Source organism: Diaphorobacter limosus (assembly GCF_033100095.1).
Classification (GTDB): domain Bacteria; phylum Pseudomonadota; class Gammaproteobacteria; order Burkholderiales; family Burkholderiaceae_C; genus Alicycliphilus; species Alicycliphilus limosus.
Window position 1 is genome coordinate 976,760 of record NZ_CP136921.1, and the last position, 21,246, is coordinate 998,005.

Consider the following 21,246-nt stretch of genomic DNA (forward strand, 5'->3'; position numbering starts at 1 on the left):
CCGTCAGCGCCGCAGCTTGGCAAAGGCCGAGGCCATGGCGCCTTGCGGCGCCGGGTCTGCGGCGCGGCGCTGCGGCTGGGCGTAGCCCCGGCCCGCGCCCTCGAAGCGGTTCTCGCGCGGGCCGTCGCGCCGTGGTGCCGCGGCGTCCAGTTTCATCGTCAGGCTGATGCGTTTGCGCGCCGCATCGACCTCCAGCACCTTGACCTTGACCACCTGGCCGGTCTTGACCACTTCGCGCGCGTCATTGACAAACTTGTGCGCCAGCTGGCTCACATGCACCAGGCCATCCTGGTGCACGCCCAGGTCGACGAAGGCGCCAAACTGCGCCACGTTGCTCACCGTGCCCTCCAGCACCATGCCTTCCTTCAGGTCGGCAATGCCCTCCACGCCCTCGTTGAAGCGCGCCACCTTGAAGTCCGGGCGCGGGTCGCGGCCGGGCTTTTCCAGCTCGGCCAGGATGTCCTTGACCGTGATGGCGCCAAATTTCTCGGTGGCAAAGAGCTCGGGCTTCAGCCCCTTGAGCGTGTCGGTGCGACCCATCAGCTCGGCCACCGGCTTGCCGGTCTTGACGATGATCTGCTCGACCACCGGATAGGTCTCGGGGTGCACGCCGGTCATGTCCAGCGGGTTCTCGCCGCCGCGAATGCGCAAAAAGCCCGCCGCCTGCTCGAAGGTCTTGGCGCCCAGGCCGCTGACCTCCATCAGCTGTTTGCGGCTCCTGAACGCGCCGTTGGCCTCGCGCCAGCGCACCACCGCCTTGGCCACGCTGCCCGACAGGCCGGAGACGCGCGACAAGAGCGGCACGCTGGCCGTGTTCAGATCCACGCCGACCGAGTTCACGCAGTCCTCGACCACCGCGCCCAGGGTGCGCGCCAGCTCGCTCTGGTTCACGTCGTGCTGGTACTGGCCCACGCCAATGCTCTTGGGCTCGATCTTGACGAGTTCCGCCAGCGGGTCCTGCAGGCGCCGGGCGATGCTGGCGGCGCCGCGCAGGCTCACGTCCACGTCGGGCATCTCTTGGCTGGCATATTCGCTGGCGCTGTAGACCGAGGCGCCGGCCTCGCTCACCACTATTTTTTCAATAGCTGTTTGCGCTTGTCCTGCTTGGGTTAAGGCCGATTTTTGTATTAATTTGATGAGCTCGGCGGCGAGTTTGTCGGTCTCGCGGCTGGCCGTGCCGTTGCCGATCGCGATCAGCTGTACGCCATGCTTTTGCACCAGCCGCCCCAGCGTCGCCAGGCTGCCGTCCCAGTCGCGGCGCGGCTCGTGCGGGTAGACGGTGGCGGTCTCGACCAGCTTGCCGGTGGCATCCACCACGGCCACCTTGACGCCGGTGCGTATGCCCGGGTCCAGCCCCATCACCGCCTTGGGGCCGGCGGGCGCGGCCAGGAGCAGGTCGCGCAGGTTGTCGGCAAAGACCTTGATGGCCACCTTTTCGGCGTCTTCGCGCAGGCGCGAGAACAGGTCGCGCTCGGTGGACAGGGACAGCTTGACGCGCCAGGTCCAGGCCACGCATTTGCGCAGCAGGTCGTCGCTCTTGCGGCCGGCGTGGCTCCAGCCCAGGTGCAGGGCGATGCGGCCCTCGGCCAGGCTGGGCTGGCGCGGGTCAGGCTGGGATGTGGAGTTCGCCTCCGGCTCAGGCAACACCAGCTTGGCCTCCAGAATCTCCAGCGCCCGGCCGCGGAACACCGCCAGCGCCCGGTGGCTGGGCACGCGGCCTATCGGCTCGTCGTAGTCGAAGTAGTCGCGGAACTTGGCGACCTCGGGGTCGTTCGCGTTCTTGCCATCGACCAGCTTGGAGCGCAGCAGGCCCTCGTCCCACAGCCACTCGCGCAGGCCTTGCACCAGTGCCGCATCCTCGGCCCAGCGCTCGGACAGGATGTCGCGCACGCCGTCGAGCACGGCAAACGTCGTCGAAAAGTCTGGCCCCGGCTTGCCGTCGTCAAGCAGGGTGGCGGGCTGGCAGAAGGCCTGGGCCTCGGCGTGCGGGTCCAGCGTCGGGTCGGCCAGCAGTCTGTCGGCCAGCGGCTCTATGCCGAACTCCCTGGCGATCTGGCCCTTGGTACGGCGCTTTTGCTTGAAGGGCAGGTAAATGTCTTCCAGCTCCTGCTTGGTGGCGGCGGCCGCTATGGACCCGCGCAGAACATCGGTCAGCTTGCCCTGCTCGTCAATCGCCTTGAGCACCGCGGCGCGCCGATCGTCCAGCTCGCGCATGTAGGCCAGGCGCGCGTCCAGCTCGCGCAGCTGCACGTCGTCCAGCCCGCCCGTGGCCTCCTTGCGGTAGCGCGCGATGAAGGGCACGGTGGCGCCGCCATCGAGCAGATCCACGGCGGCGCGCACCTGGGCTTCGGTGATTTTGATTTCTGCGGCCAACTGCCGAACGATTTGCTGCATGTACCTGGAAACGAGTCGCTAAAACGAAGCGCGGGAGTTTGCCACAGGGGCCACGGGCACTGTGACAGGCTGTAGGTGCCCGCCATAATCAAGGGCCGCCATGAACGCACCGCCCCCTCCCATTCGCACCGAATGCCCACCCGGCAGCTGCGTGTGCCAGCGCGATGCATTGATGCAGGCCAGTGGCGGCGACACGCGCATCCTGCGCCTCACGCGCGAGGAGGAAAAGCGCCTGGTGCAGCGCCTGGAGCAGATCACCAGCCTGGCCGACCTGCGCCACATGGAGCGGCGCCTGTTCGAGCAACTTGGCGTACGCCTGACGATAGGCACCAGCCCCAACGGGGTGCGCAGCCTGCGCGGCATCACCGTCCTGGTGCACGAGCAGCCGGGCCTGTGCCGCAAGACGCGCCAGGCCATCCCCGCGGCCATCAAGAAAAGCATGGAGACGCGGTCGGGGATTGTTTTTGAACTGCTGGATGAGGGTGGGCTGTTTGGCGGGTAGCCGGGTGCGCGCCTTGGTCAATCACATCAAAAACAAGAGCTGCTCACGCCCTACCAGAGAGCCTGAACGGCCTAAATTAATTGGAATCTGACCCCAATTAAACTGGCCCCTGCCGCACGCGCAGCGAGCTGCACACGCCTGCGGCCACCGCCCACCCCGCCGCAAGCAGCAGCGCCAGCGACTCAGCGCTGCCGTCATGCCCCGGGCGCAGCGCGAAGATGGCCGCCAGCAGCACGGCGCCCAGCGTCTGGCCGGTCAGGCGCGCTGTGCCCAGCATGCCGCTGGCCGCGCCGCTTCGGTGCAGCGGGGCCGAGGTGACGATGGTGTGGTTGTTGGGCGACTGGAACAGCGCAAAGCCCGCGCCGCACAGCGCCATGCGCCAGGCCATGTCCCAGTCGGCCGGCTGGGCGGGCATCAGGCCCAGCGACAGCAGGCCGGCGGCGAACACCGCCATGCCTATGCCGCCCAGCAAGCCGTCCGGATAGCGGCCGATCAGGCGCCCGGCCAGCGGCGCCACCAGGGCCGTGGCCAGGGGCCAGGCGGTGATGAGCAGGCCGGCTTGCAGATGGCTGCGACCATGGGCCTGCAGCAGCAGGAAAGGCAGGGCCAGAAAGCCCATCATCTGCGCACAAAAAGCCCCCACCGACGAGCCCATGGACAGGGCGAACACCGGAATGCGCAGCAGGTCCACCGGAAACAACGGCGCCGCCAGGCCACGCTGGCGCCACAGAAACAAGGCCCCCACGGCCAGGCCGGCGAGCAGCAGCCAGGCGCCTGCCGCGCCGCCCCCAGTCTGCGCGGCAGCGCCCACGCCCAGCCTCGATCCCCCCAGGAAGATCAGCGTGAACATGGCGCCGTTGAGCAGCAGGTCGATGGCCGAAAAGCGCGGTGCATCGTGCGCCGATGGTGGGTTGGCCGGCAATGCGCGCCGCCCCAGGCGCCATATGTAGAGGCCCAGCGGCAGGTTCATGGCAAACAGCCAGTGCCAGGAGGCCACCGACAAAATGGCCGCCGCCACCGTGGGCCCGGCCATCGAGGCCGTGGCCACGACCAGCGAATTGAGGGCCATGCCCTGGCCCAGCTGGGCGCGCGGGTAGATCAGGCGCACCAGGGCGGCGTTGACGGCCATCACGCCGGCCGCGCCCAGGCCCTGCAGGGCACGCGCGGCAATCAGCGCCGCCATGGACTGCGCCAGCATGGCGCCCAGCGAGGCCACGGCAAACACCGCCATGCCCACCAGGTACACGCGCCGGTAACCCCAGCGCTCGCCCAGCGCGGACAGCGGCAGCAGCACGATCAGCGTGGCCAGCTGGTAGGCGTTGACCACCCAAACCGAATGCGCCGCATCGGACTGCAGCAGGCGCGCAATGTCGGGCAGGGCCAGGTTCACCAGGCTGGTGTCGAGCACGGCCAGCGTCAGGCCCAGGATGATGACCCGCATCGCCTGGCGGCGCTCGGTTTGCGGCAGGCCGTCGCTGACGGCCGTGATGGCCGCGGCTGGCGGGCGTGCGCTCATGGCCGCCCCGCAAGCGAGGGGCGCAGCGCCATGCGGTGGGAGGCTGGTATCAACATCGGCCCGATTGTCGCCAGACTCGCCCAAGCCTGCCGAACGCGCACAACAAGGCCCTGAAACCGCCGCTATTGCCCGCATTGCAGGGCCAACCCTGGCGGGACAATGCCCACAGCCCCCATTGTCAAGCCCACATCGCACCATCCGCCATGCCCCTGCCCTCCCGCACCCTCCTGTTGCACGCCGCCCTGACGCTTTCGGCCATGGCGCTGGTGCTGCCGGCGGGCGCCGCCACGCCAGAAGACGCCGGCGCTGACGACATGCCGGCCACACCCATGCAGGCGGTGCAGCCGCCGCTGATCCTGTCGCCCGACGGCAGCCTGGTGATAGACACCCGCGCGCGCCTGGCCTGGCCGCGTTGCGTGGAGGGCATGCGCTGGAGTGGCAACGGCTGCACCGGCGTGCCACAGCTGCTGAGCTACGGCCAGGCCCAGGCCCTGGCGCGCCAGCGCTGGCAGGCCGAGGGCGTGCGCTGGCGCCTGCCGCGCGTGAACGAGCTGCGCCGCCTGGTCAACCGCAAGGCGCTGCCGCCATCGGTGGACACGCAGCTGTTCCCGGCCATGCCGCGCGACTGGCTGTGGACGGGCACGGCCAGCGTCAACACCAACACCGTCAACCCCTACGCCTACGGCAACGTGGCGCGCGGCGGCGCGGGCGAGAGCAGCATGACGGTGCAGCAAAGCTGGGCCGTGGACATGGCCAGCGGCGAGGCGCGCGGCGACGTCGGCAGGGCCACGCGGCTGCATGTGCAGCTGGTGCGGCCGGCACCCTGAGTTTTTTACTACTTAATCAATAGCTATTTGCGCTTGATGCGCGGGCGCTTGCGGCCGATTTTTCTCAAACCTCTTGATCAGATCGCGCGCAGCACATAGCCAATGCGCGGAAAGTGCACATGCAGCGTGCCCGCGCGCGCGTCGCTGCGCGCCAGGGTGTAGTGCATGCGCGTGGCGGCGACCAGCAGGCCTTCGGTAGGCTCGGTGCCAAAGCTTTCGGCGGCAATGCTCACGCGGCTGCCCAGGGCGATGCCATGCTCGTCCTGGAACACCTGGGGCGGCATTGGCTGGGGCAAGGCGCCGGCGGCCACCGTGATGGCGTCCTGGGCGCTGAACTTCTCGGCCCGTCCCTGGCCCAGGGCGGCCAGGCGGTCCATCCACTCCAGCACGGCCGGCGTGGCGCTCAGAATGTCGGCCATCATGGGCACGCAATGGCGCGTGAACCACAGCGGGTGATAGGCGGCAAAGTCGGCCACGCAGGGCTCGGCACCAAACAGGAAGTCATGCTCTTCCACCATGTTGGCAATGCGCCGCAGGTAGGAGCGGTAGGCCGCTGCCGCGTCCGGCACAGCCAGGTGCGCCATGCCCATGGCGCGCCGATCCGCGCTGAAAGCCTGGGCGGCGCCGGCGGGGTAGTCGGCAAACAGCGCCTCGGCCGCGCGCGGCTGCAAGTTGTAGGCCATGGCGGCGGCAAACAGCGTGCCGTCGGCCCATTGCGCGAACACGCGCGAGACGCCCTTGAGGTGCGGCGGGTACAAGGTGGGCTCGGGCCGCAGATGCTCCAGCACGTCACAGATCAGCGCCGTGTCGCAATAAATGTCGGCGCCAATTTGCAGGACGGGCGTGCGCCGGTAGCCACCCGTGAGGGCCACCACGTCGGGTTTGGGCATCACGCTGGGCACGGTGACCGACCTCCACGCCAGCTGCTTGAAGCCCAGCACGCAGCGCGCCTTGTGCGCGAACGGCGATGCGGGGTAGTGGTGCAGTATGAGTTCGGTCATGGTGCGACTCCTGCGGGCGGCGGCCGGGGCCATCCCGGCATGGGGGCTGGCCGCCCAAGCGCTTAGATCAGCTTCACCAGCTGCTTGCCAAAGTTCTTGCCTTTGAGCAGGCCCAGAAACGCCTCGGGCGCCGCCGCCAGGCCCTGGGCAATGCTCTCGCGCGGGCGCAGCCGGCCGCTGGCGACCAGCGCGCCCAGCTCGGCCAGCGCCTGGGGCCAGACCTGCATCTGCTCGCTGACGATGAAGCCCTCTATCTTCATGCGGTTGATGAGGATCAGCGCCGGGTTGTGCAGCGGCAGCGGCTGGCCGTCGTAGCCGGCGATCATGCCGCACAGGGCCACGCGGGCGAAGGCGTTGGCGCGCAGCAGCACGGCGTCCAGGATATGGCCGCCCACGTTCTCGAAATGGCCGTCTATGCCGTCCGGGCAGGCCTCCTTCAGCGCTGCAGCCATGCTCTTCAGATCGCCATGCGCGCGATGGTCTATGCAGGCGTCAAAGCCCAGCTCGTCGGTCACGTAATGGCATTTGTCCGGCCCGCCGGCAATGCCCACCACGCGGCAGCCGCGTGCCTTGGCCAGGGCGCCAAAGGCGCTGCCCACGGCGCCGCTGGCGGCGCTGACCACCAGGGTCTCGCCGGGCTTGGGGTCGATGATCTGCACCAGCCCATACCAGGCCGTCACGCCGGGCATGCCCACCGCGCCCAGGTAGTACGACAAGGGGACATGGCTGGTATCGACCTTGCGCAGCAGGCCAGGCGCGTTGCCATCGACCACGCTGTATTCCTGCCAGCCGCCCATGCCGACCACCGCGTCGCCGACGGCCCAGGCCGGGTGGCGGCTCTCGGCCACCTCGCCCACGGTGCCGCCAATCATCACCTGGCCCAGGCTTTGGCAGGCTGCGTAGCTCTTGCCCTCATTCATGCGCCCGCGCATGTAGGGGTCCAGGCTCAGGTAGTGATGCCGCACCAGCACCTGGCCGTCCTGCAGCGCTGGGGTGTCACTGGCGACGAGGCGGAAGTTGCCGGCCGTGGCCTCGCCCTGCGGGCGGTTGTCGAGCAGGATTTGCTGATTGCGTGGCATGGCTGTGCGCCTCCTTTACAGTTTTGATAGCTGTTCACGCTTATGGGGTAAGCGTTAGCGGCCGATTTTGCTCATATCACCCATCGGTGGAGATGGTGCCTGCGCCCTGCCCCGCCGCCGGCTGGGCCTTGGGCACGTACTTGAAGGTGCCGGTGGAGTGGCTGCACAGGCGCCCCTCGGCGTCATACACCCAGGCCTCGGCAAAGGCCATGGAGCGCGTGCGCTCGAGCATGCGCCCCTTGGCCACCATGGGGCCGCGCGCCGGGCGTATGAAGCTGCTCTTCATCTCGATGGTGACCACGCCCATGTCCGGCGTGTCGCTGCGCGCGGCCGTGGCCATGGCCACGTCCAGCAGGGTCATCACGGCGCCGCCATGCATCACGCCGTAGGAATTGGTGTGCTGGGCTCGCGCCTCATAGTGCAGCTCCGACTCGCCGCCATGCATGCGCTGCAGGCTAAAGCCCAGTTCTTTGACGAAGGGAATGTCGGCTCCAAAATCCAGCACGGGCGGCTCCTAGAAAAATTGAGACGGCAAGAATAGCCCCAGGCGGCGCTTTGCGCTTGGCCGCTGGCCAATCACCCGCCCAGGATGGCGCTCACCCCGCCATCGACGGCCAGCCACTGGCCCGTGATGTGCTTGCCGGCATCGCTGGCATACAGCAGCGTGATGCCCTTCAGATCCTCGTCGTCGCCCAGGCGGCGCAGGGGCGCCTGGGCCGTCATCCGCTCCTCGTTCAAGGTTTCGATGAGCACGGTGGTCATCCTGGTCTTGAAGAAACCCGGGCAGATGGCGTTCACGTTGATGCCATGGGCGCCCCATTCTCCGGCCAGCGCGCGCGTGAAGTTGAGCACCGCACCCTTGGAGGTGTTGTAGGCAATGGTCTTCATGGCAAACGGGTTGCCCGCCAGGCCGGCAATGGACGCCACGTTGATGATGCGCCCGCCGCGCCGCGGGATCATGCTGTGCCTGGCAATGGCCTGCGACAGCAGGAAGTAGCCGCGCACGTTCAGGTTCATGACCTTATCCCAGGCGGCCAGCGGGTGATCCTCGGCCGGCGCGCCCCAGGTGGCGCCGGCGTTGTTCACCAGAATGTCCACGTCGCCCATGCGCTGCAGGGTCTCGCTGGCCAGGCGCTGGATGTCGTCCTCGCGCGCGCAGTCGGCGGCGATCCAGCGCGCGTTGATGCCGGCGGCCTGCAGCTGGGCCGTGGCCTGCTCCAGGTCGTCGGCCTTGCGCGAGCTGAGCATGATGCGCGCGCCCGCCTCGCCCAGGGCCTGCGCCATCTGCAGCCCCAGGCCGCGCGATCCGCCGGTCACCAGGGCTGTCTTGCCCGAAAGATCAAAAAGCTGTTGCACCGTGCGCGCCATGAGTCCGTCTCCGTGAGTGAAAGTCAGCGGCTATTGTGGCGGCCCTGTGACTGCCTGCCTGTCGCCAGCGTGATGCGCGGCGCGAAGGCAGCCGGCGCCGATGAAGATGCCCCTGGCGTGGCGCAGCGGCGCCGAATGGCGTACAAGTAGCGGTTTGCGTCCCGCAGCTCCTTCCCCCCTATGCCTTCTGCAGACCCCCAACGCTGGTACTTCGGCTGGAACATCGTGGCCGCGGCCACCGTGCTCACCGCCCTGACGGTGGGCATGCGCCTGGGCCTGGGCCCGCTGTTCCTGCCCATGGCCGAGGATCTGGGTTTCTCGCGCAGCCTGCTCTCGACCATCGTTGCCGTGGGCATGCTGTGCTATGGCGCGGCCATGCCACTGGCGGGCTGGCTGGTGGCGCGCCGCGGCACACGCCATGTGCTGCTGTGCGGCACGGCCATGCTGGTGTTGGCGACGCTGTGGGCGGTGAACACGCGCACGCCGCTGGGCCTGATGCTGAGCTTTGGCGTGCTGATGTCCTTAGGCGCGGGCTTTACCAGCCCCATCGCGCTGACCCCCATCATCAGCCGCTGGTTCAACCGGCGCCGTGGCATGGCACTGTTCTTCCTGTCCACCGGCTCCATGGCCGGCATCGCCATCATGACGCCCGCCCTGGGCCTGGCCCTGCAGCACCTGAGCTGGCAGGCCACCTTGCTGGGTTTCGCGGTCCTGTTCAGCGCCATCACCGTGCCCTCCGCTCTGTTGGTGATGCGCGACCAGGCTCCACCCGACGGCGATGCGCCCCTGCCCGGCAGTGCCGCCCATGCCGCCAATCCGGTAGCGCCCGTGGGCCAGCATTACACGGTGCTGCAGGCCATGCGCACGGCCACCTTTCTGAAGATCACGCTGGGCCTGTTTGCCTGCGGCTTCAGCATGAACCTGCTGGGCACGCATGGCATGCCCATGCTGATGGATCATGGCTTTGACGCTACCACCAGTGCCCTGGGGATCGGCCTGATTGGCGTGGTGGCCATTCCCAGCACCGTGGTGCTGGGCCGGCTGGCCGACCGCATGCCCCGGCGCAAGCTGCTCGCCGCCATCTATTGCGTGCGCGGCTTCGGTTTCTTCTCGCTGCTGCTGGCCGGCAGCACGCTGGAGCTCTACGGCACCTCGGTCATAGGCGGCATTGCCTGGGCCGGCAGCATCGCGCTGTCCTCGGCCATCCTGGCCGACATCTATGGCGTGCGCCTGGTAGGCGTGCTCTACGGCTGGGCCTACCTGGGGCACCAGGTCGGCGCGGCCATCAGCTCCTGGCTGGGCGGCTGGGGCTTCGAGCATCTGGGCACGCACTGGCTTGCCTTTGGCCTGGCGGGCGCGCTGCTCATGCTGGCCTCCGGCGTGGCCCTGCTGCTGCCAGGCAAGGCCGCGCCGGCACCGGCACGCGCTTCGACCGCCTGACCAATCCGCCCCGGCGCGCCGCGGGCAGCAACGCGCCATGGCCTGCGCGTTGCCTCGCCCCGCCATGCCCCATTACCACGATGTAAAACAATTGCAAATTTGCCACAATATGTTTTGTCATTCTTTGTACATCTGGTAACTTTGCAGCACGACCAGCTGAACACCAATCAAACGCCCGTCAAGGGCCAAGAAAACCGACATCGCCATGGTCGCAATGAAGTCCTACACCGCCAGCGGCAGCTGCACGGCACAGGTCCTGGCCACGTTGGCCCAGACCCTGGCCGAGGCGCAGCCGTTCACGGCGGACTTTCTGTGCGTGTTCTACGACGCGCTGCATGACGACCAGGCGATCACGCTTTTCCTGGCCGGCGGCGGCTCCATAGGGCTGCTGCTGGTGCAAGACCCCGACGGTGACTACGGAACGGCCGCCATCCGTCTGCAGGGCAATGCCGCCGACTGCGCAGAGCGCGCACTCCAGGCAGCACTGCACGATGCCGGTTGCCCCGGCGAGCTGCCCGAACTGGTCTGGATCTACCAGGCCCCGGGGCAGGAAGAGGCCGTCATCGAGGGCCTGCGCCGCATCGTCAGCGACCGCTGCCCCATCATTGGCGGCAGCTCGGCGGACGACGATATCGGCGGCCGTTGGCGTCAGCTCGGCCCGGATGGGCCGCTGTGCGACGGGCTGGTGGTCGGCGTGCTGTTCCCCTCCGGGGGCATCAGCCACGTCTTCCAGGGTGGCTATGAACCCAGCGGTCACAGCGGCACCATCACCCGCGTCGGCGCCACCGCCGCCGCGGGCGGGGCGGCACGCCACATCATCGCCATCGACGAACAGCCTGCCACCGAGGTCTACAACCGCTGGCTTGGCGGAGCACTCGAGCCGCAGCTCGCTGCGGGCAGGATTGGCGAGGTGCGCTGCCATCGACTGATACACCCTGAACGCATCCTGCCCGGCGGCGCGCTGTCCACCTTTGCCCAGGTCGAGGAAGGGATGCGCCTGTACGCCATGCGCGGCCACAAATCACATCTGGTGGAGCGCGCCGGCCTGGTTGCCGCAGCGGCCGCCGCCAGTCTGCCGGGTGGCGCCAACACGCTGGCGGGCGCCCTGGTGGTGTATTGCGCGGGCTGCATGTTTGCCGTGGGCGAGGACATGCCCCAGGTAGCCCAGGCGGTGGCGCAACGCCTCGCCGGCGCGCCCTTCGTCGGCTGCTTCACTTTTGGTGAACAGGGCGCCATGCAAGGGCGAAACATGCACGGCAACCTGATGATTTCCGCAATCGCTTTTGGCAAATAGGCACAGGCGCATGGAAGACACCGAGAAGCTACGCGAGACCATCATCTGCATGCGCCGCGAGATCGACTCCCTGCGCACCGAGAACCTCCATTCGCAGCTGCTGCTCTCTGCCCTGGATGCCGTGCTGTGCACCAGCAGCGAAGGCGACCTGTTTTCCGGTGTCTTTGCGGCCGTCAAGCCGGTGTTCGAATGTTCCCTTGCCCTGGTGCTGCTGGAGCTGCACCCAGGCAGCGATGCAGTGCAATGCGTGGCGACCAGCCGTCCGGAGCTGATGCACCACAGCTGGCCGGTGGGCCCTTTTCTGCACAAAGTGCTTGCCGGGCGCACGGTCAGCGGCGTTGCCGACCCCCTCCTTGACGCCTGGCCGCAGGGCCCGAGCGGCACCCTGTCAGCGCAGCAGCCGGCCTTGTATTTGCCGCTGCTCATACAGGGACGGCGCAGCCTGATGGTGCTGGTGCGCGAACCCCATCAAAGCGGCTTCGACCGCAGCCATGTCGCCCTGGCGCGCAAGTTTTCCCTGCTCGGCACGCATGTGATGGCGGCCCAAAGAGCCACCCTGAAGGAGGCCGAGAGCCGCCGGCTTCGGGAGTTGCAGGACAAGTTGCAGACAAGCCGCGACGCACTGCGCTTTCGCGCCAACCACGACCAGCTCACCGGCCTGCCTAACCGCGCCCATGTGCAGGAGCTGGTCACCGCGTTGATTGCGCGCAAGCCGCCTGGCGGAAAGCTGGCCCTGGCCTTCATCAACCTGGATGATTTCAAGCGCGTCAACGACCTGCACGGCCATGCCGCCGGAGACGCACTGCTGCGCGAGGTGACCGCACGCGTGCAGTCGCAGATCCGGCAGGCCGATGTCTTCGGGCGCATCAATGGCGACGAATTCGTCATCGCCCTCGACCCCGTGGGACAGAGCTCGGACGTGGCGCAGGTGATAGAGCGCATACGCGCCCGGCTGCAGCAACCGCTGACCCTGCATGGCACGCAGATCCAACCCTCGGCATCGATCGGCGTGGCCATGTTTCCGGCCCACGGCGGGGACTACGAAACCTTGCGGCGCAACGCCGACCTGGCCATGAACCGCGCCAAGGCGGCCGGCAAGGGCGGCCTGGACTTCTTCACGCCCGACCTGGGCCGGGAGGCCCAGGAGCGCCTGTCGCTGGAGCAGCGCCTGCGCGACGCAGTCAGCGCCGGTGAGTTTTGCTGCGCCCTGCAGCGCAAGGTGGACATCCGCAGCGGTGCCACTACCGGCTTCGAGGCCCTGGCGCGCTGGGTGGATGCAGAAGGCGTCATGCGCATGCCGGGCCAGTTCCTGCCGCTGGCCTCCAGGCTGCAGCTCCTGGACGACATAGCGCTGCAGGTCGTGGACGACCTGACCCGGAACCTGCCGCAGCTCGACGCCATGTTTGGCACAGCGATCAAATACAGCATCAACGTCTCGCCCGCACAGGCCATCGATACCGACTTCATGCGGCGGCTGACGCAGCGCCTCCCCTCCGGGCAGGCCCAGCGCTTCATCGTCGAGCTCACCGAGGAGTCACTGGCCGACACCGGCCTGCTGGAGGCCCATGTGCTGCCCATGCTGCGCCAGGCCGGGGTGCATGTTTCCATTGACGACTTCGGCACCGGCTACTCATCGCTATCGAAACTGGCGAGCCTGACGGTGGACGAGCTCAAGATCGACCGTTCGCTGGTGCAGACCATCCAACAACTGCCACGCAATCAGCTGATCCTGCGCGCCATAGAGTCGCTGGGCACGGCGCTGGGGCTGTCCATCGTCGCCGAAGGCATAGAAACCGAGCAGGAGCGCGACTTCCTGCTGGCCAACACGGCCATCACCATGGGCCAGGGCTTTTTGTTCCACAAGCCGCAATTGATCGCCACCCTAGTGGGCGAAACCCCCTCCATGCCAAGCCCGGCGCCAGACCGGCTGGAGTGGGCCTAAAACACGCCCAAGGCCAAACCCGTGGCCAACGCCTCACCCAGGGCGCGGCATTGCTCCAGATCACCCGCGCCAATCTGCTTGGGCGCCAGGATGACCTCGGGCGTCTGGGCATGGGTGCAAACGATCAGCGGCTCGGCCACCATCTTCAGGCGCCAGCCCGTGGCAATGCGCGCCATCTGGCGCGCCGCGTTCTGGCCGTCGCTGCCGGCGCAGATCAGGCTGGCATAGGGACGGCCATTGATGCGATCGAGCACCGGGTAGTAGCAGCGGTCAAAAAAATCCTTCATCTGCCCGCTGATGGCGGCCAGATTCTCGGGCGTGGCAAACAGGTAGCCATCGGCCGCCAGCATGTCCTCGGGCCCGGCCTGCGCGGCATGCAGCAGGCGCACCGCCACCGCCGGCTCGGCCCCGGCACCGTCGCGCGCCGCCTCGGCCATCTGGCGCGTGCCGCCGGTCAGGGAGTGGTAGACGATCAACAGAGTTTTGCGGGTGTCCATGGGGCAAGCATAGACCCCAGGGCTATGACGTATCCAATTGGGCGTCGCCAATGTCGTGCATGACACGGGCAATCTGGCCTTGATACTTGTCGGCTCATGCTGGCTGCTGCCACGGGTTGAGCAGCGGCACATCGGTGCCATCGAAGCCACCCACATCGCGGGTGACGACCGTCAGGCCATGGTGCAGCGCCGTGGCCGCAATGATCAGGTCGGGCTGGGGAAATGTGCGCCCGGCCTTGCGGCCGGTTTCCACCAGTAGGCGCCACTTGAACATCACATCTTCGCTGACCGGCAGCACCCGGCTCTCAAACATGGGCCGCAGTTGCTGCTGGAGCCAGTCGTGCAGGGCGGCGCGCTTGTGAACCTCGGCGACCAGCTCGATGCCAAAACGGATTTCGGCGAACGTGACTGCGCTGACAAACAGGCTTTCGAGCGGCTGCGCACTCACGAAGTCAACCACCCTGGCCTCGGGGCGCGGGCGGCGCAGCTCGGAAAGGATGTTGGTGTCGAGCAGGTAGCCCTTCACAGCGACACGTCTCGCACCGGTGCGTAGGTGGGCGGCGCGATGGCCAGGTCGATTTCGGGGTATGGCGTGGCCTGCAATACCTCTACCAGCGCTCGGCCCGTTTGCAGCCCCTGCAAGCGCCGGTATTCCTCGGCCGCGATGACCACGACCTCATCGCGCCCGTGCACCGTCACATGCTGCGGCCCTTCGCTGCGCACGCGCCGCACCAGCTCGCTGAAGCGGGCCTTGGCGTCCTGCAGCAACCAGTGGCCCGGAGGCGAGGCTACGCGGCTGGAATTGGCAGGAGCTTGTGCAGTTCTAGTCATACTGACCAGAATATCATCCGACCTCATAGTGTGCAAGCGAATCCCGCGTTCTGCTGGGGCCACGCAAGTTCGCAAAAAACAACGGTATTTCGGCCTGCTACGCGCACCCATAAAGCGCCAGAAGCTATCAAAACAAAAGCAAACACCCCACACAAGCCTTGCGGCCCATGCGGGGTGTTCTGTTGACCGGGGCAGCCGCCGGTGCTTATAGCACCTCAAACACCCCGGCCGCACCCATGCCGCCGCCTATGCACATGGTGACGCACACTTTCTTGACCCCGCGACGCTTGCCTTCGATGAGGGCGTGGCCCGTCAGGCGCTGGCCCGATACGCCATAGGGGTGGCCCAGGGCGATGGCGCCGCCGTTCACGTTCAGGCGATCGTGCGGGATGCCCAGCTTGTCGCGGCAGTAGAGAACCTGCACGGCAAAGGCTTCGTTCAACTCCCACAGGTCGATGTCCTGCACGGAGAGGCCAAGCTTTTTCAATACCTTGGGGATGGCGAACACCGGGCCAATGCCCATTTCGTCGGGCTCGCAGCCGGCGACGGCAAAGCCGAGGAAGCGACCCAGGGGCTGGAGGTTGTTTTTGCTGGCAAAGTCTTCGCTGACGACCACGCAGGCGCCGGCGCCGTCCGAGAACTGGCTGGCGTTGCCAGCGCTGACCAGGCCGCCCGGCAGCGCGCTTTTCAGGCCACGGATGGCCTCCACCGTCGTGCCTTCGCGCGTGCCCTCGTCCTTGGCTACCGTGACCTGGCGGGTCACCAGGCCCAGACCCTTGTCGGCCACGCCGGCCGTCACGGTAATCGGCGCGATCTCGGCGTCGAACAGGCCGGCGGCCTGGGCGGCGCAGGCCTTTTGCTGGCTGGCGGCGCCGTATTCGTCCATGACGTCGCGGCCAATGCCGTAGCGCTTGGCCACGTTTTCGGCCGTTTGCAGCATGTTCCAGTAGATCTCTGGCTTCTTCGCTTGCAGCGCCAGGTCAACGATCATGTGCTTGTTCATCTCCTGCTGCACGCAAGAGATGCTCTCCACGCCACCGGCCACATACACATCACCTTCACCGGCGATGACGCGTTGCGCCGCCGTGGCAATGGCCTGCAGGCCTGACGAACAAAAGCGGTTGATAGTCATGCCCGAAGCGGTAACGGGCAAGCCGGCGGCCAGGGCGATCTGGCGCGCAATGTTCATGCCGGTCGCGCCCTCGGGGTTGGCGCAACCCATGATGACGTCATCCACCAGGGCCGGGTCGATGCCAGCGCGTTGCACCGCGTGCTGCACGGCGTGGCCGCCAAGCGTGGCGCCGTGGGTCATGTTGAAGGCGCCCTTCCAGCTCTTGGCCAGGGGTGTGCGGGCGGTAGAGACGATTACTGCGGATGTCATGTGCTGATTCCTGTTGTGCGTTGTGCGATGAGCGTTGAGCGACGGTGGCATGGAGCGCGCAAGACGCTCGACGCCAAACGCTCAACCCTGAAAGTCAGAACTGCTTGCCTTCGGCCACCAGGCGGGCCAGCAGCGGCGCAGGTTGCCAGAAGTTGGCATCGTCCAGCGGGTTCTGCGCAAAGCGCTGCATGGCCGCAGCCACGTTGAACAGGCCCACCTCGTTGGCGTAGTTCAGCGGGCCGCCGCGGTGCACCGGGAAGCCGTAGCCAAAGATATAAACCACGTCAATATCGCTGGCCTTGTTGGCAATGCCCTCTTCGAGGATGTGCGCGGCCTCGTTCACCAGGCTGAACACCAGGCGCTGGACGATCTCCTCGTCGCTGATCTTGCGCGGCGTGATGCCCAGCGCCTGGCGGTGCTCGGCAATCATCTGCTCGACCTCGGCGTTCGGGATGGCGTCGCGCTTGCCCGGCAGGTAGTCGTACCAGCCGGCGCCGGTTTTCTGGCCAAAGCGGCCACGCTCGCACAGCAGATCGGCCGTCTTGCTGTATTTCATGTCGGGCTTCTCGACGTAACGGCGCTTGCGGATGGCCCAGCCGATGTCGTTGCCTGCCAGGTCGCCCATGCGGAATGGGCCCATGGCAAAGCCGAACTTCTCGATGGCGCGATCCACCTGCGCCGGCGTGCAGCCTTCGTCCAGCAGAAAGCCGCCCTGGCGGCCGTACTGCTCGATCATGCGGTTGCCGATGAAGCCGTCGCACACGCCCGAAACCACGGCCGTCTTCTTGATCTTCTTGGCCACGACCATCACCGTGGCCATCACGTCCTTGGCGGTCTTGTCGCCGCGCACCACCTCCAAGAGCTTCATCACATTGGCCGGGCTGAAGAAATGCAGGCCAACCACGTCCTGCGGGCGGGCGGTGAAGCTGGCGATCTTGTTCACGTCCAGCGTCGAGGTGTTGCTGGCCAGGATGGCGCCGGGTTTGCACACCGCATCGAGCTGCTTGAACACCGCCTCCTTCACGCCAATGTCCTCGAACACCGCCTCGATGACCAGGTCGGCATCCTTCAGATCGGCGTAGTCCAGCGTGGTGGACAGCAGCGCCATGCGCTGTTCGTACTTGTCTTGCTTGAGCTTCTTCTTGGCGACCTGGGCTTCGTAGTTCTTGCGGATGGTAGCGACGCCACGCTCCAGCGCCTCGGGCTTCATCTCCAGCATCTTCACGGGGATGCCGGCGTTCAGGAAGTTCATGGCAATGCCGCCGCCCATGGTGCCGGCGCCGATCACGGCCACGGCGTTGATGGCGCGCAGCGGGGTATCGGCTGGCACATCGGGAATCTTGCTCGCGGCGCGCTCGGCAAAGAACAGGTGGCGCAGGGCGCGCGACTCGCTGCTCCACATCAGCTGGATGAACAGGTCGCGCTCGGCGGCCAGGCCGTCGGCAAACTTGCCCTTGGTGGCGGCCTCCACCGCATCGACACATTTGGCCGGCGCGGGGAAGTTCTTGGCCATGCCTTTGACCATGTTGCGCGCGAACTGGAAGTAGGCGTCGCCCTGCGGGTGTTTGCACGGCAGGTTGCGCACCAGGGGCAGCGGGCCACCCTTGGCATGGTCTTCGGCCACGCTGCGCGCGAAGGCCAGGGCCTCCTCGGCCAGCGACTCGGGCGAGGCGGCCAGCCTGTCGAACAGCTTCTGTCCGGGTACGCCGGCAATGAACTCGCTCTTCACCGGCTCGCCGCTGACGATCATGTTGAGTGCCGCCTCCACGCCGATGACGCGCGGCAGGCGCTGCGTGCCTCCGGCGCCGGGCAACAGGCCCAGCTTGACCTCGGGCAAGGCCACGCTGCAACCGGGCGCGGCGACGCGGTAATGGCAGCCCAGGGCCAGCTCCAGGCCGCCGCCCATGCAGACGCTGTGGATGGCGGCGATGACGGGCTTGGCGCACTGCTCGACGGCGGCAATGGCGGTATGCAGGCTGGGCTCGGCCAGGGCCTTGTCGGTGCCGAACTCGGTGATGTCGGCACCGCCCGAGAACGCCTTGCCGGCGCCGGTGATGACGATCGCCTTGACAGCGGCATCCGCCTGGGCCTGCGTCAGCCCCGCCACCAGCGCCCGGCGCGTGGCCAGGCCCAGGCCGTTGACCGGCGGGTTGTTCAAGGTGATCACGGCCACGTCGCCGTGGACTTTGTACTCAGCAGTCATGCTGTCGCTCCTGTGGTGAATGGCAAGATAAAAGTACGCTCGTGCGTTTTTTGCGGGAGTCTAGGGGTTGTGACGCGGGTGCCTTGTCCCAGCCGGGACAAGGTGGGCTGGGCCCCGTCAGAATAGCTATATAAACAATAGCTTTATGCGCTTTATTTATAAGCGCTGCAGGCCATTTTGACCTATATCCATCAAACCTCCAGCCACTCCTTGCGCACATAGTTGTTGGCGCGCAGTTCGTCCGGCGTGCCCTGGAACACGATGCTGCCGTGGCCCATCACCAGCGCGCGGTCGGAGATAGTCATGGCGATGGTCAGCTTTTGCTCGATCAGCAGCACGGACACGCCGCGCTCCTTGAGTGTGGTCAGGTACTCAGCGACCAGCTCGACTATTTTTGGCGCTAGGCCCTCGGTGGGCTCGTCGATGATGATGAGATCCGGGTCGCCCATCAGCGTGCGGCACAGGGTCAGCATCTGCTGCTCGCCGCCGGACAGCACGCCGGCCTCGATGTCGCGCCGCTCTGCAAGGCGCGGGAACATGGCGTACATGTCGGCAAAGCTCCAGCGGCTGCCCTTGCCATTGCCTTTCTGCCCGAGCAGCAGGTTTTGTTGCACCGTCAGGTGGGGAAAAACGTCGCGGCTCTCGGGCACGTAGCCTACGCCCAAGTGCGCGATCTCGTACGCCTTCTTGCCCGCCAGACTTTGGCCCTTCCACTGGATGCTGCCCTGCCAGTCCACCAGCCCCATGATGGCCTTGGCGGCGGTGGAGCGGCCCGAACCGTTGCGCCCCAGCAGGGCGACGATCTCGCCGGGCCGCACGTCAAAGCCCACGCCGTGCAGCACATGGCTCTTGCCGTAGAAGGCATGCAGCTTGTCCACGCTCAGCATCAGTGCCCTCCCGCCTGTTGCGCCGCGATCACGGAGCCGAGGTAGGCCTCCTGCACGCGCGGGTTGGCGCGCACGGCCTCAGGGGTGTCAAAGGCGATCACCTCGCCATACACCACCACGGCGATGCGGTCCGCCAGGCCAAAGACCACGCCCATGTCGTGCTCCACGGTGAGCAGGGTGCGTCCCTCGGTCACCTGGCGGATGAGCCCGATGAAGCGCCCGGTCTCGCTCTTGCTCATGCCGGCCGTGGGCTCGTCCAGCAGGATCACGCTGGCGCCGCCGGCGATGGTGATGCCGATTTCCAGCGCGCGCTGCTCGGCATAGGTCAGGTTGATCGCCAGGGTGTCGCGCTTTCGGTGCAGGGCAATCATCTCCATGAGCTGCTCGGCGCGCTCGTTGGCGTCCTGCAGCCGGGACAGAAAACGCCAGAACGCGTAGCGGTAGCCCAGGCTCCAGAGCACGGCGCAGCGCAGGTTCTCGAACACGCTCAACTTGGGAAAGATGTTGCTGATCTGGAAGCTGCGCGAGAGGCCCAGGCGGTTGATCTCAAAGGGCTTTTTACCGTCGATACGCTGGCCATGCAGCAGCACCTGGCCGCTGGTCGGCGCAAAGCGCCCGCTGATCAGGTTGAACAGCGTGCTCTTGCCCGCGCCGTTGGGGCCGATGATGGCCACGCGCTCGCCCGCGCGCACCGCCAGGTTGGCGCCGCGGATGATCTCGGTCTTGCCAAAGCTCTTGCGCAGATCGCGCAGCTCCAGCGCATGGGTTGCGGCCAGGTCTGCCATCACATGGCCTCCGTGCGCTTCGATTCGCGCTCTATCTCTTCCTGGCTCTCGCCCCACTGCTGGAGGAACTGGCGTCGACACAGTTCGAACAGCCCCACGCCGGTGACGAGCGCAAAGCCCGCGCCAAACCAGCTCGTCAGCCCGCGCGCATTCAGGCTGGCCCCCAGGAATGGCAGCTCCGGCCCGAGCGCGGCATTGAGCTGCAGGTGGTAGCCCATCTCCACCATGGCCGCCGCGCCCAGCAGAGCCGTAAGCCCCGTGCCCGCCAGCGCCAGGTAGGACGGCCACAGCCGCCCCAGCTTGCCGTATTTGGCCAGGCGCAGGTTCATCATGATCAGGCTGGCCACGCCGCCGGGCGCGTACATCACCATGAACAGGAACACCAGGCCCAGGTAGAGCAGCCAGGCCTTGGTCAGTTCGGACAGCAGCACCGAGGCGAGCACCAACAGCACCGCGCCGATGATGGGCCCAAAGAAAAACGTCGCCCCGCCCAGGAAGGTGAACAGCAAATAGCCGCCCGAGCGCACCATGCTGACGCTGTCGGCCCCCGTGACGATCTCAAAATTGATAGCTGCCAGCGCCCCACCCACGCCGGCAAAGAAGCCTGCGATGCAAAACGCCAGATAGCGCACGCGCTGCGTGTCGTAGCCTATGAACTCGACGCGCTCGGGGTTGTCGCGCACGGCGTTCAGGATGCGCCCCAGCGGCGTGCCGGTGAAGGCGAACATGGCGGCGGTGCAGGCAAAGCAGTACACGGCGATCAGGTAGTACACCTCGATGGCCGGGCCGAAGCTGATGCCCCACAGAGCCTGGCCGTAGACGCGGTTGGTGGTCACGCCGCCCTCGCCGCCGAAGAACTCGGGAAACATCAGCGCCATGGCGGCGATCAGCTCGCCAATGCCCAGCGTGATCATGGCAAAGGTGGTGCCGGACTTCTTCGTCGTGACATAGCCCAGCAGCACGGCAAAGAACAGCCCCGCCAGCCCGCCCACCAGGGGCATGAAGGGCAGCGGTATCGGCAGCTGTCCGGCCCCGGCCAGGTTGATGGCGTGGATGGCGATGAACGACCCCAGCCCGGTATAGACCGCATGGCCAAAGCTGAGCATGCCGCCCTGGCCCAGCAGCATGTTGTAGGACAGGCAGATGATAATCAGATAGCCCATCTGCGACAGCATGGTCAGCGCCAGGCTGCTGGCAAACAGCTGCGGCGCGGCAATCAGCAGCAGCGCAAACAGCGTCCAGACGATGAAGCGCCCCACGTTCCAGGGCTTGAAGCGGTAATGGGTGGCGGCCATGGGG

Annotated in this window: 19 protein-coding genes; 5 read left to right on the top strand and 14 right to left on the bottom strand. The window is 66.9% G+C overall.

Translation table 11 applies throughout. The features are described from left to right. Positions 1-3: 3 nt before the first annotated feature. The gene (locus tag P4826_RS04795) at positions 4-2,394 is read right to left on the bottom strand and encodes a Tex family protein (protein ID WP_317702767.1); all 2,391 of its coding nucleotides are present in this window, start codon (positions 2,392-2,394) and stop codon (positions 4-6) included. A gap of 100 nt (positions 2,395-2,494) precedes the next feature. On the opposite strand from P4826_RS04795, the gene P4826_RS04800 reads away from it, so the two are divergent. Beyond that, entirely contained in the window at positions 2,495-2,896 is a 402-nt protein-coding gene (locus P4826_RS04800) for a hypothetical protein (protein ID WP_317702768.1), read from the top strand. Positions 2,897-2,993: 97 nt separating this feature from the next. Here the strand turns inward: P4826_RS04800 and P4826_RS04805 are convergent, their stop codons facing one another. Next, positions 2,994-4,412 carry an MFS transporter gene (locus P4826_RS04805; protein ID WP_317702769.1) on the bottom strand — a complete coding sequence of 473 codons (1,419 nt, stop codon included), beginning with the start codon at positions 4,410-4,412 and terminating at the stop codon, positions 2,994-2,996. A gap of 203 nt (positions 4,413-4,615) precedes the next feature. Between P4826_RS04805 and P4826_RS04810 the strand changes: the two genes are divergently transcribed. Next, positions 4,616-5,239 carry an Lcl C-terminal domain-containing protein gene (locus tag P4826_RS04810; RefSeq protein ID WP_317702770.1) on the top strand — a complete coding sequence of 208 codons (624 nt, stop codon included), beginning with the start codon at positions 4,616-4,618 and terminating at the stop codon, positions 5,237-5,239. A 77-nt stretch (positions 5,240-5,316) separates the two neighbouring features. Here P4826_RS04810 and P4826_RS04815 read toward each other — a convergent pair whose 3' ends face one another. The 4 genes from P4826_RS04815 to P4826_RS04830 form a co-directional block, all read right to left on the bottom strand. Further along, positions 5,317-6,240 (bottom strand): glutathione S-transferase family protein, encoded by a 924-nt coding sequence (locus tag P4826_RS04815; protein ID WP_317702771.1) that lies wholly within the window; start codon positions 6,238-6,240, stop codon positions 5,317-5,319. Positions 6,241-6,302: 62 nt separating this feature from the next. Then, the gene (locus P4826_RS04820) at positions 6,303-7,319 is read right to left on the bottom strand and encodes an NADP-dependent oxidoreductase (protein ID WP_317702772.1); all 1,017 of its coding nucleotides are present in this window, start codon (positions 7,317-7,319) and stop codon (positions 6,303-6,305) included. A 76-nt stretch (positions 7,320-7,395) separates the two neighbouring features. Next, positions 7,396-7,824: a PaaI family thioesterase gene (locus P4826_RS04825; protein ID WP_317702773.1), complete on the bottom strand. Its 429-nt coding sequence runs from the start codon at positions 7,822-7,824 to the stop codon at positions 7,396-7,398. 71 nt (positions 7,825-7,895) lie between these two features. After that, the gene (locus P4826_RS04830) at positions 7,896-8,687 is read right to left on the bottom strand and encodes an SDR family oxidoreductase (protein WP_317702774.1); all 792 of its coding nucleotides are present in this window, start codon (positions 8,685-8,687) and stop codon (positions 7,896-7,898) included. Positions 8,688-8,867: 180 nt separating this feature from the next. Here P4826_RS04830 and P4826_RS04835 point away from each other — a divergent pair, with 180 nt between their 5' ends. From P4826_RS04835 to P4826_RS04845, 3 genes are all read left to right on the top strand, one after another. Continuing rightward, the gene (locus P4826_RS04835; RefSeq protein WP_317702775.1) at positions 8,868-10,127 is read left to right on the top strand and encodes an MFS transporter; all 1,260 of its coding nucleotides are present in this window, start codon (positions 8,868-8,870) and stop codon (positions 10,125-10,127) included. 214 nt (positions 10,128-10,341) lie between these two features. Beyond that, positions 10,342-11,421 carry an FIST signal transduction protein gene (locus tag P4826_RS04840; protein WP_317702776.1) on the top strand — a complete coding sequence of 360 codons (1,080 nt, stop codon included), beginning with the start codon at positions 10,342-10,344 and terminating at the stop codon, positions 11,419-11,421. 10 nt (positions 11,422-11,431) lie between these two features. Next, positions 11,432-13,363 (top strand): putative bifunctional diguanylate cyclase/phosphodiesterase, encoded by a 1,932-nt coding sequence (locus P4826_RS04845; RefSeq protein WP_317702777.1) that lies wholly within the window; start codon positions 11,432-11,434, stop codon positions 13,361-13,363. Here P4826_RS04845 and P4826_RS04850 read toward each other — a convergent pair. The 8 genes from P4826_RS04850 to P4826_RS04885 all read right to left on the bottom strand — a co-directional run bounded on the left by P4826_RS04850 (position 13,360) and on the right by P4826_RS04885 (position 21,242). Then, positions 13,360-13,860, bottom strand: a complete 501-nt coding sequence (locus P4826_RS04850; protein WP_317702778.1) for a flavodoxin family protein — start codon at positions 13,858-13,860, stop codon at positions 13,360-13,362. The two genes, P4826_RS04845 and P4826_RS04850, sit on opposite strands and share 4 nt — an antisense overlap. Positions 13,861-13,954: 94 nt before the next feature. Further along, the gene (locus P4826_RS04855) at positions 13,955-14,386 is read right to left on the bottom strand and encodes a type II toxin-antitoxin system VapC family toxin (RefSeq protein WP_317702779.1); all 432 of its coding nucleotides are present in this window, start codon (positions 14,384-14,386) and stop codon (positions 13,955-13,957) included. Next, positions 14,383-14,628, bottom strand: coding sequence for a type II toxin-antitoxin system Phd/YefM family antitoxin (locus tag P4826_RS04860; protein WP_317702780.1), 246 nt, complete (start codon positions 14,626-14,628; stop codon positions 14,383-14,385). Before P4826_RS04860 ends, P4826_RS04855 begins: the two co-directional genes overlap by 4 nt. A 268-nt stretch (positions 14,629-14,896) precedes the next feature. Then, complete coding sequence (locus P4826_RS04865; RefSeq protein ID WP_317702781.1) at positions 14,897-16,072, bottom strand: acetyl-CoA C-acyltransferase; 1,176 nt, start codon at positions 16,070-16,072, stop codon at positions 14,897-14,899. A gap of 94 nt (positions 16,073-16,166) precedes the next feature. Further along, positions 16,167-18,275 carry a 3-hydroxyacyl-CoA dehydrogenase NAD-binding domain-containing protein gene (locus P4826_RS04870; protein WP_317702782.1) on the bottom strand — a complete coding sequence of 703 codons (2,109 nt, stop codon included), beginning with the start codon at positions 18,273-18,275 and terminating at the stop codon, positions 16,167-16,169. A gap of 191 nt (positions 18,276-18,466) precedes the next feature. Then, entirely contained in the window at positions 18,467-19,162 is a 696-nt protein-coding gene (locus P4826_RS04875; RefSeq protein WP_317702783.1) for an ABC transporter ATP-binding protein, read from the bottom strand. Then, entirely contained in the window at positions 19,162-19,947 is a 786-nt protein-coding gene (locus P4826_RS04880) for an ABC transporter ATP-binding protein (RefSeq protein WP_317702784.1), read from the bottom strand. The genes P4826_RS04875 and P4826_RS04880 overlap by 1 nt, the downstream gene beginning before the upstream one ends. Further along, positions 19,947-21,242, bottom strand: a complete 1,296-nt coding sequence (locus P4826_RS04885) for a branched-chain amino acid ABC transporter permease (protein ID WP_317702785.1) — start codon at positions 21,240-21,242, stop codon at positions 19,947-19,949. The genes P4826_RS04880 and P4826_RS04885 overlap by 1 nt, the downstream gene beginning before the upstream one ends. Between the last annotated feature and the right edge of the window lie 4 nt (positions 21,243-21,246).

What these genes read in the sequence shown, in the direction of transcription:
- P4826_RS04840 (WP_317702776.1), top strand. Translation starts at nt 10,342, where the DNA reads ATGAAGTCCTACACCGCCAGCGGCAGCTGCACGGCACAGGTCCTGGCC.
- P4826_RS04835 (WP_317702775.1), top strand. Translation starts at nt 8,868, where the DNA reads ATGCCTTCTGCAGACCCCCAACGCTGGTACTTCGGCTGGAACATCGTG.
- P4826_RS04885 (WP_317702785.1), bottom strand. Translation starts at nt 21,242, where the DNA reads ATGGCCGCCACCCATTACCGCTTCAAGCCCTGGAACGTGGGGCGCTTC.
- P4826_RS04875 (WP_317702783.1), bottom strand. Translation starts at nt 19,162, where the DNA reads ATGCTGAGCGTGGACAAGCTGCATGCCTTCTACGGCAAGAGCCATGTG.
- P4826_RS04810 (WP_317702770.1), top strand. Translation starts at nt 4,616, where the DNA reads ATGCCCCTGCCCTCCCGCACCCTCCTGTTGCACGCCGCCCTGACGCTT.
- P4826_RS04820 (WP_317702772.1), bottom strand. Translation starts at nt 7,319, where the DNA reads ATGCCACGCAATCAGCAAATCCTGCTCGACAACCGCCCGCAGGGCGAG.
- P4826_RS04845 (WP_317702777.1), top strand. Translation starts at nt 11,432, where the DNA reads ATGGAAGACACCGAGAAGCTACGCGAGACCATCATCTGCATGCGCCGC.
- P4826_RS04800 (WP_317702768.1), top strand. Translation starts at nt 2,495, where the DNA reads ATGAACGCACCGCCCCCTCCCATTCGCACCGAATGCCCACCCGGCAGC.
- P4826_RS04795 (WP_317702767.1), bottom strand. Translation starts at nt 2,394, where the DNA reads ATGCAGCAAATCGTTCGGCAGTTGGCCGCAGAAATCAAAATCACCGAA.
- P4826_RS04865 (WP_317702781.1), bottom strand. Translation starts at nt 16,072, where the DNA reads ATGACATCCGCAGTAATCGTCTCTACCGCCCGCACACCCCTGGCCAAG.
- P4826_RS04850 (WP_317702778.1), bottom strand. Translation starts at nt 13,860, where the DNA reads ATGGACACCCGCAAAACTCTGTTGATCGTCTACCACTCCCTGACCGGC.
- P4826_RS04870 (WP_317702782.1), bottom strand. Translation starts at nt 18,275, where the DNA reads ATGACTGCTGAGTACAAAGTCCACGGCGACGTGGCCGTGATCACCTTG.
- P4826_RS04880 (WP_317702784.1), bottom strand. Translation starts at nt 19,947, where the DNA reads ATGGCAGACCTGGCCGCAACCCATGCGCTGGAGCTGCGCGATCTGCGC.
- P4826_RS04815 (WP_317702771.1), bottom strand. Translation starts at nt 6,240, where the DNA reads ATGACCGAACTCATACTGCACCACTACCCCGCATCGCCGTTCGCGCAC.
- P4826_RS04830 (WP_317702774.1), bottom strand. Translation starts at nt 8,687, where the DNA reads ATGGCGCGCACGGTGCAACAGCTTTTTGATCTTTCGGGCAAGACAGCC.
- P4826_RS04805 (WP_317702769.1), bottom strand. Translation starts at nt 4,412, where the DNA reads ATGAGCGCACGCCCGCCAGCCGCGGCCATCACGGCCGTCAGCGACGGC.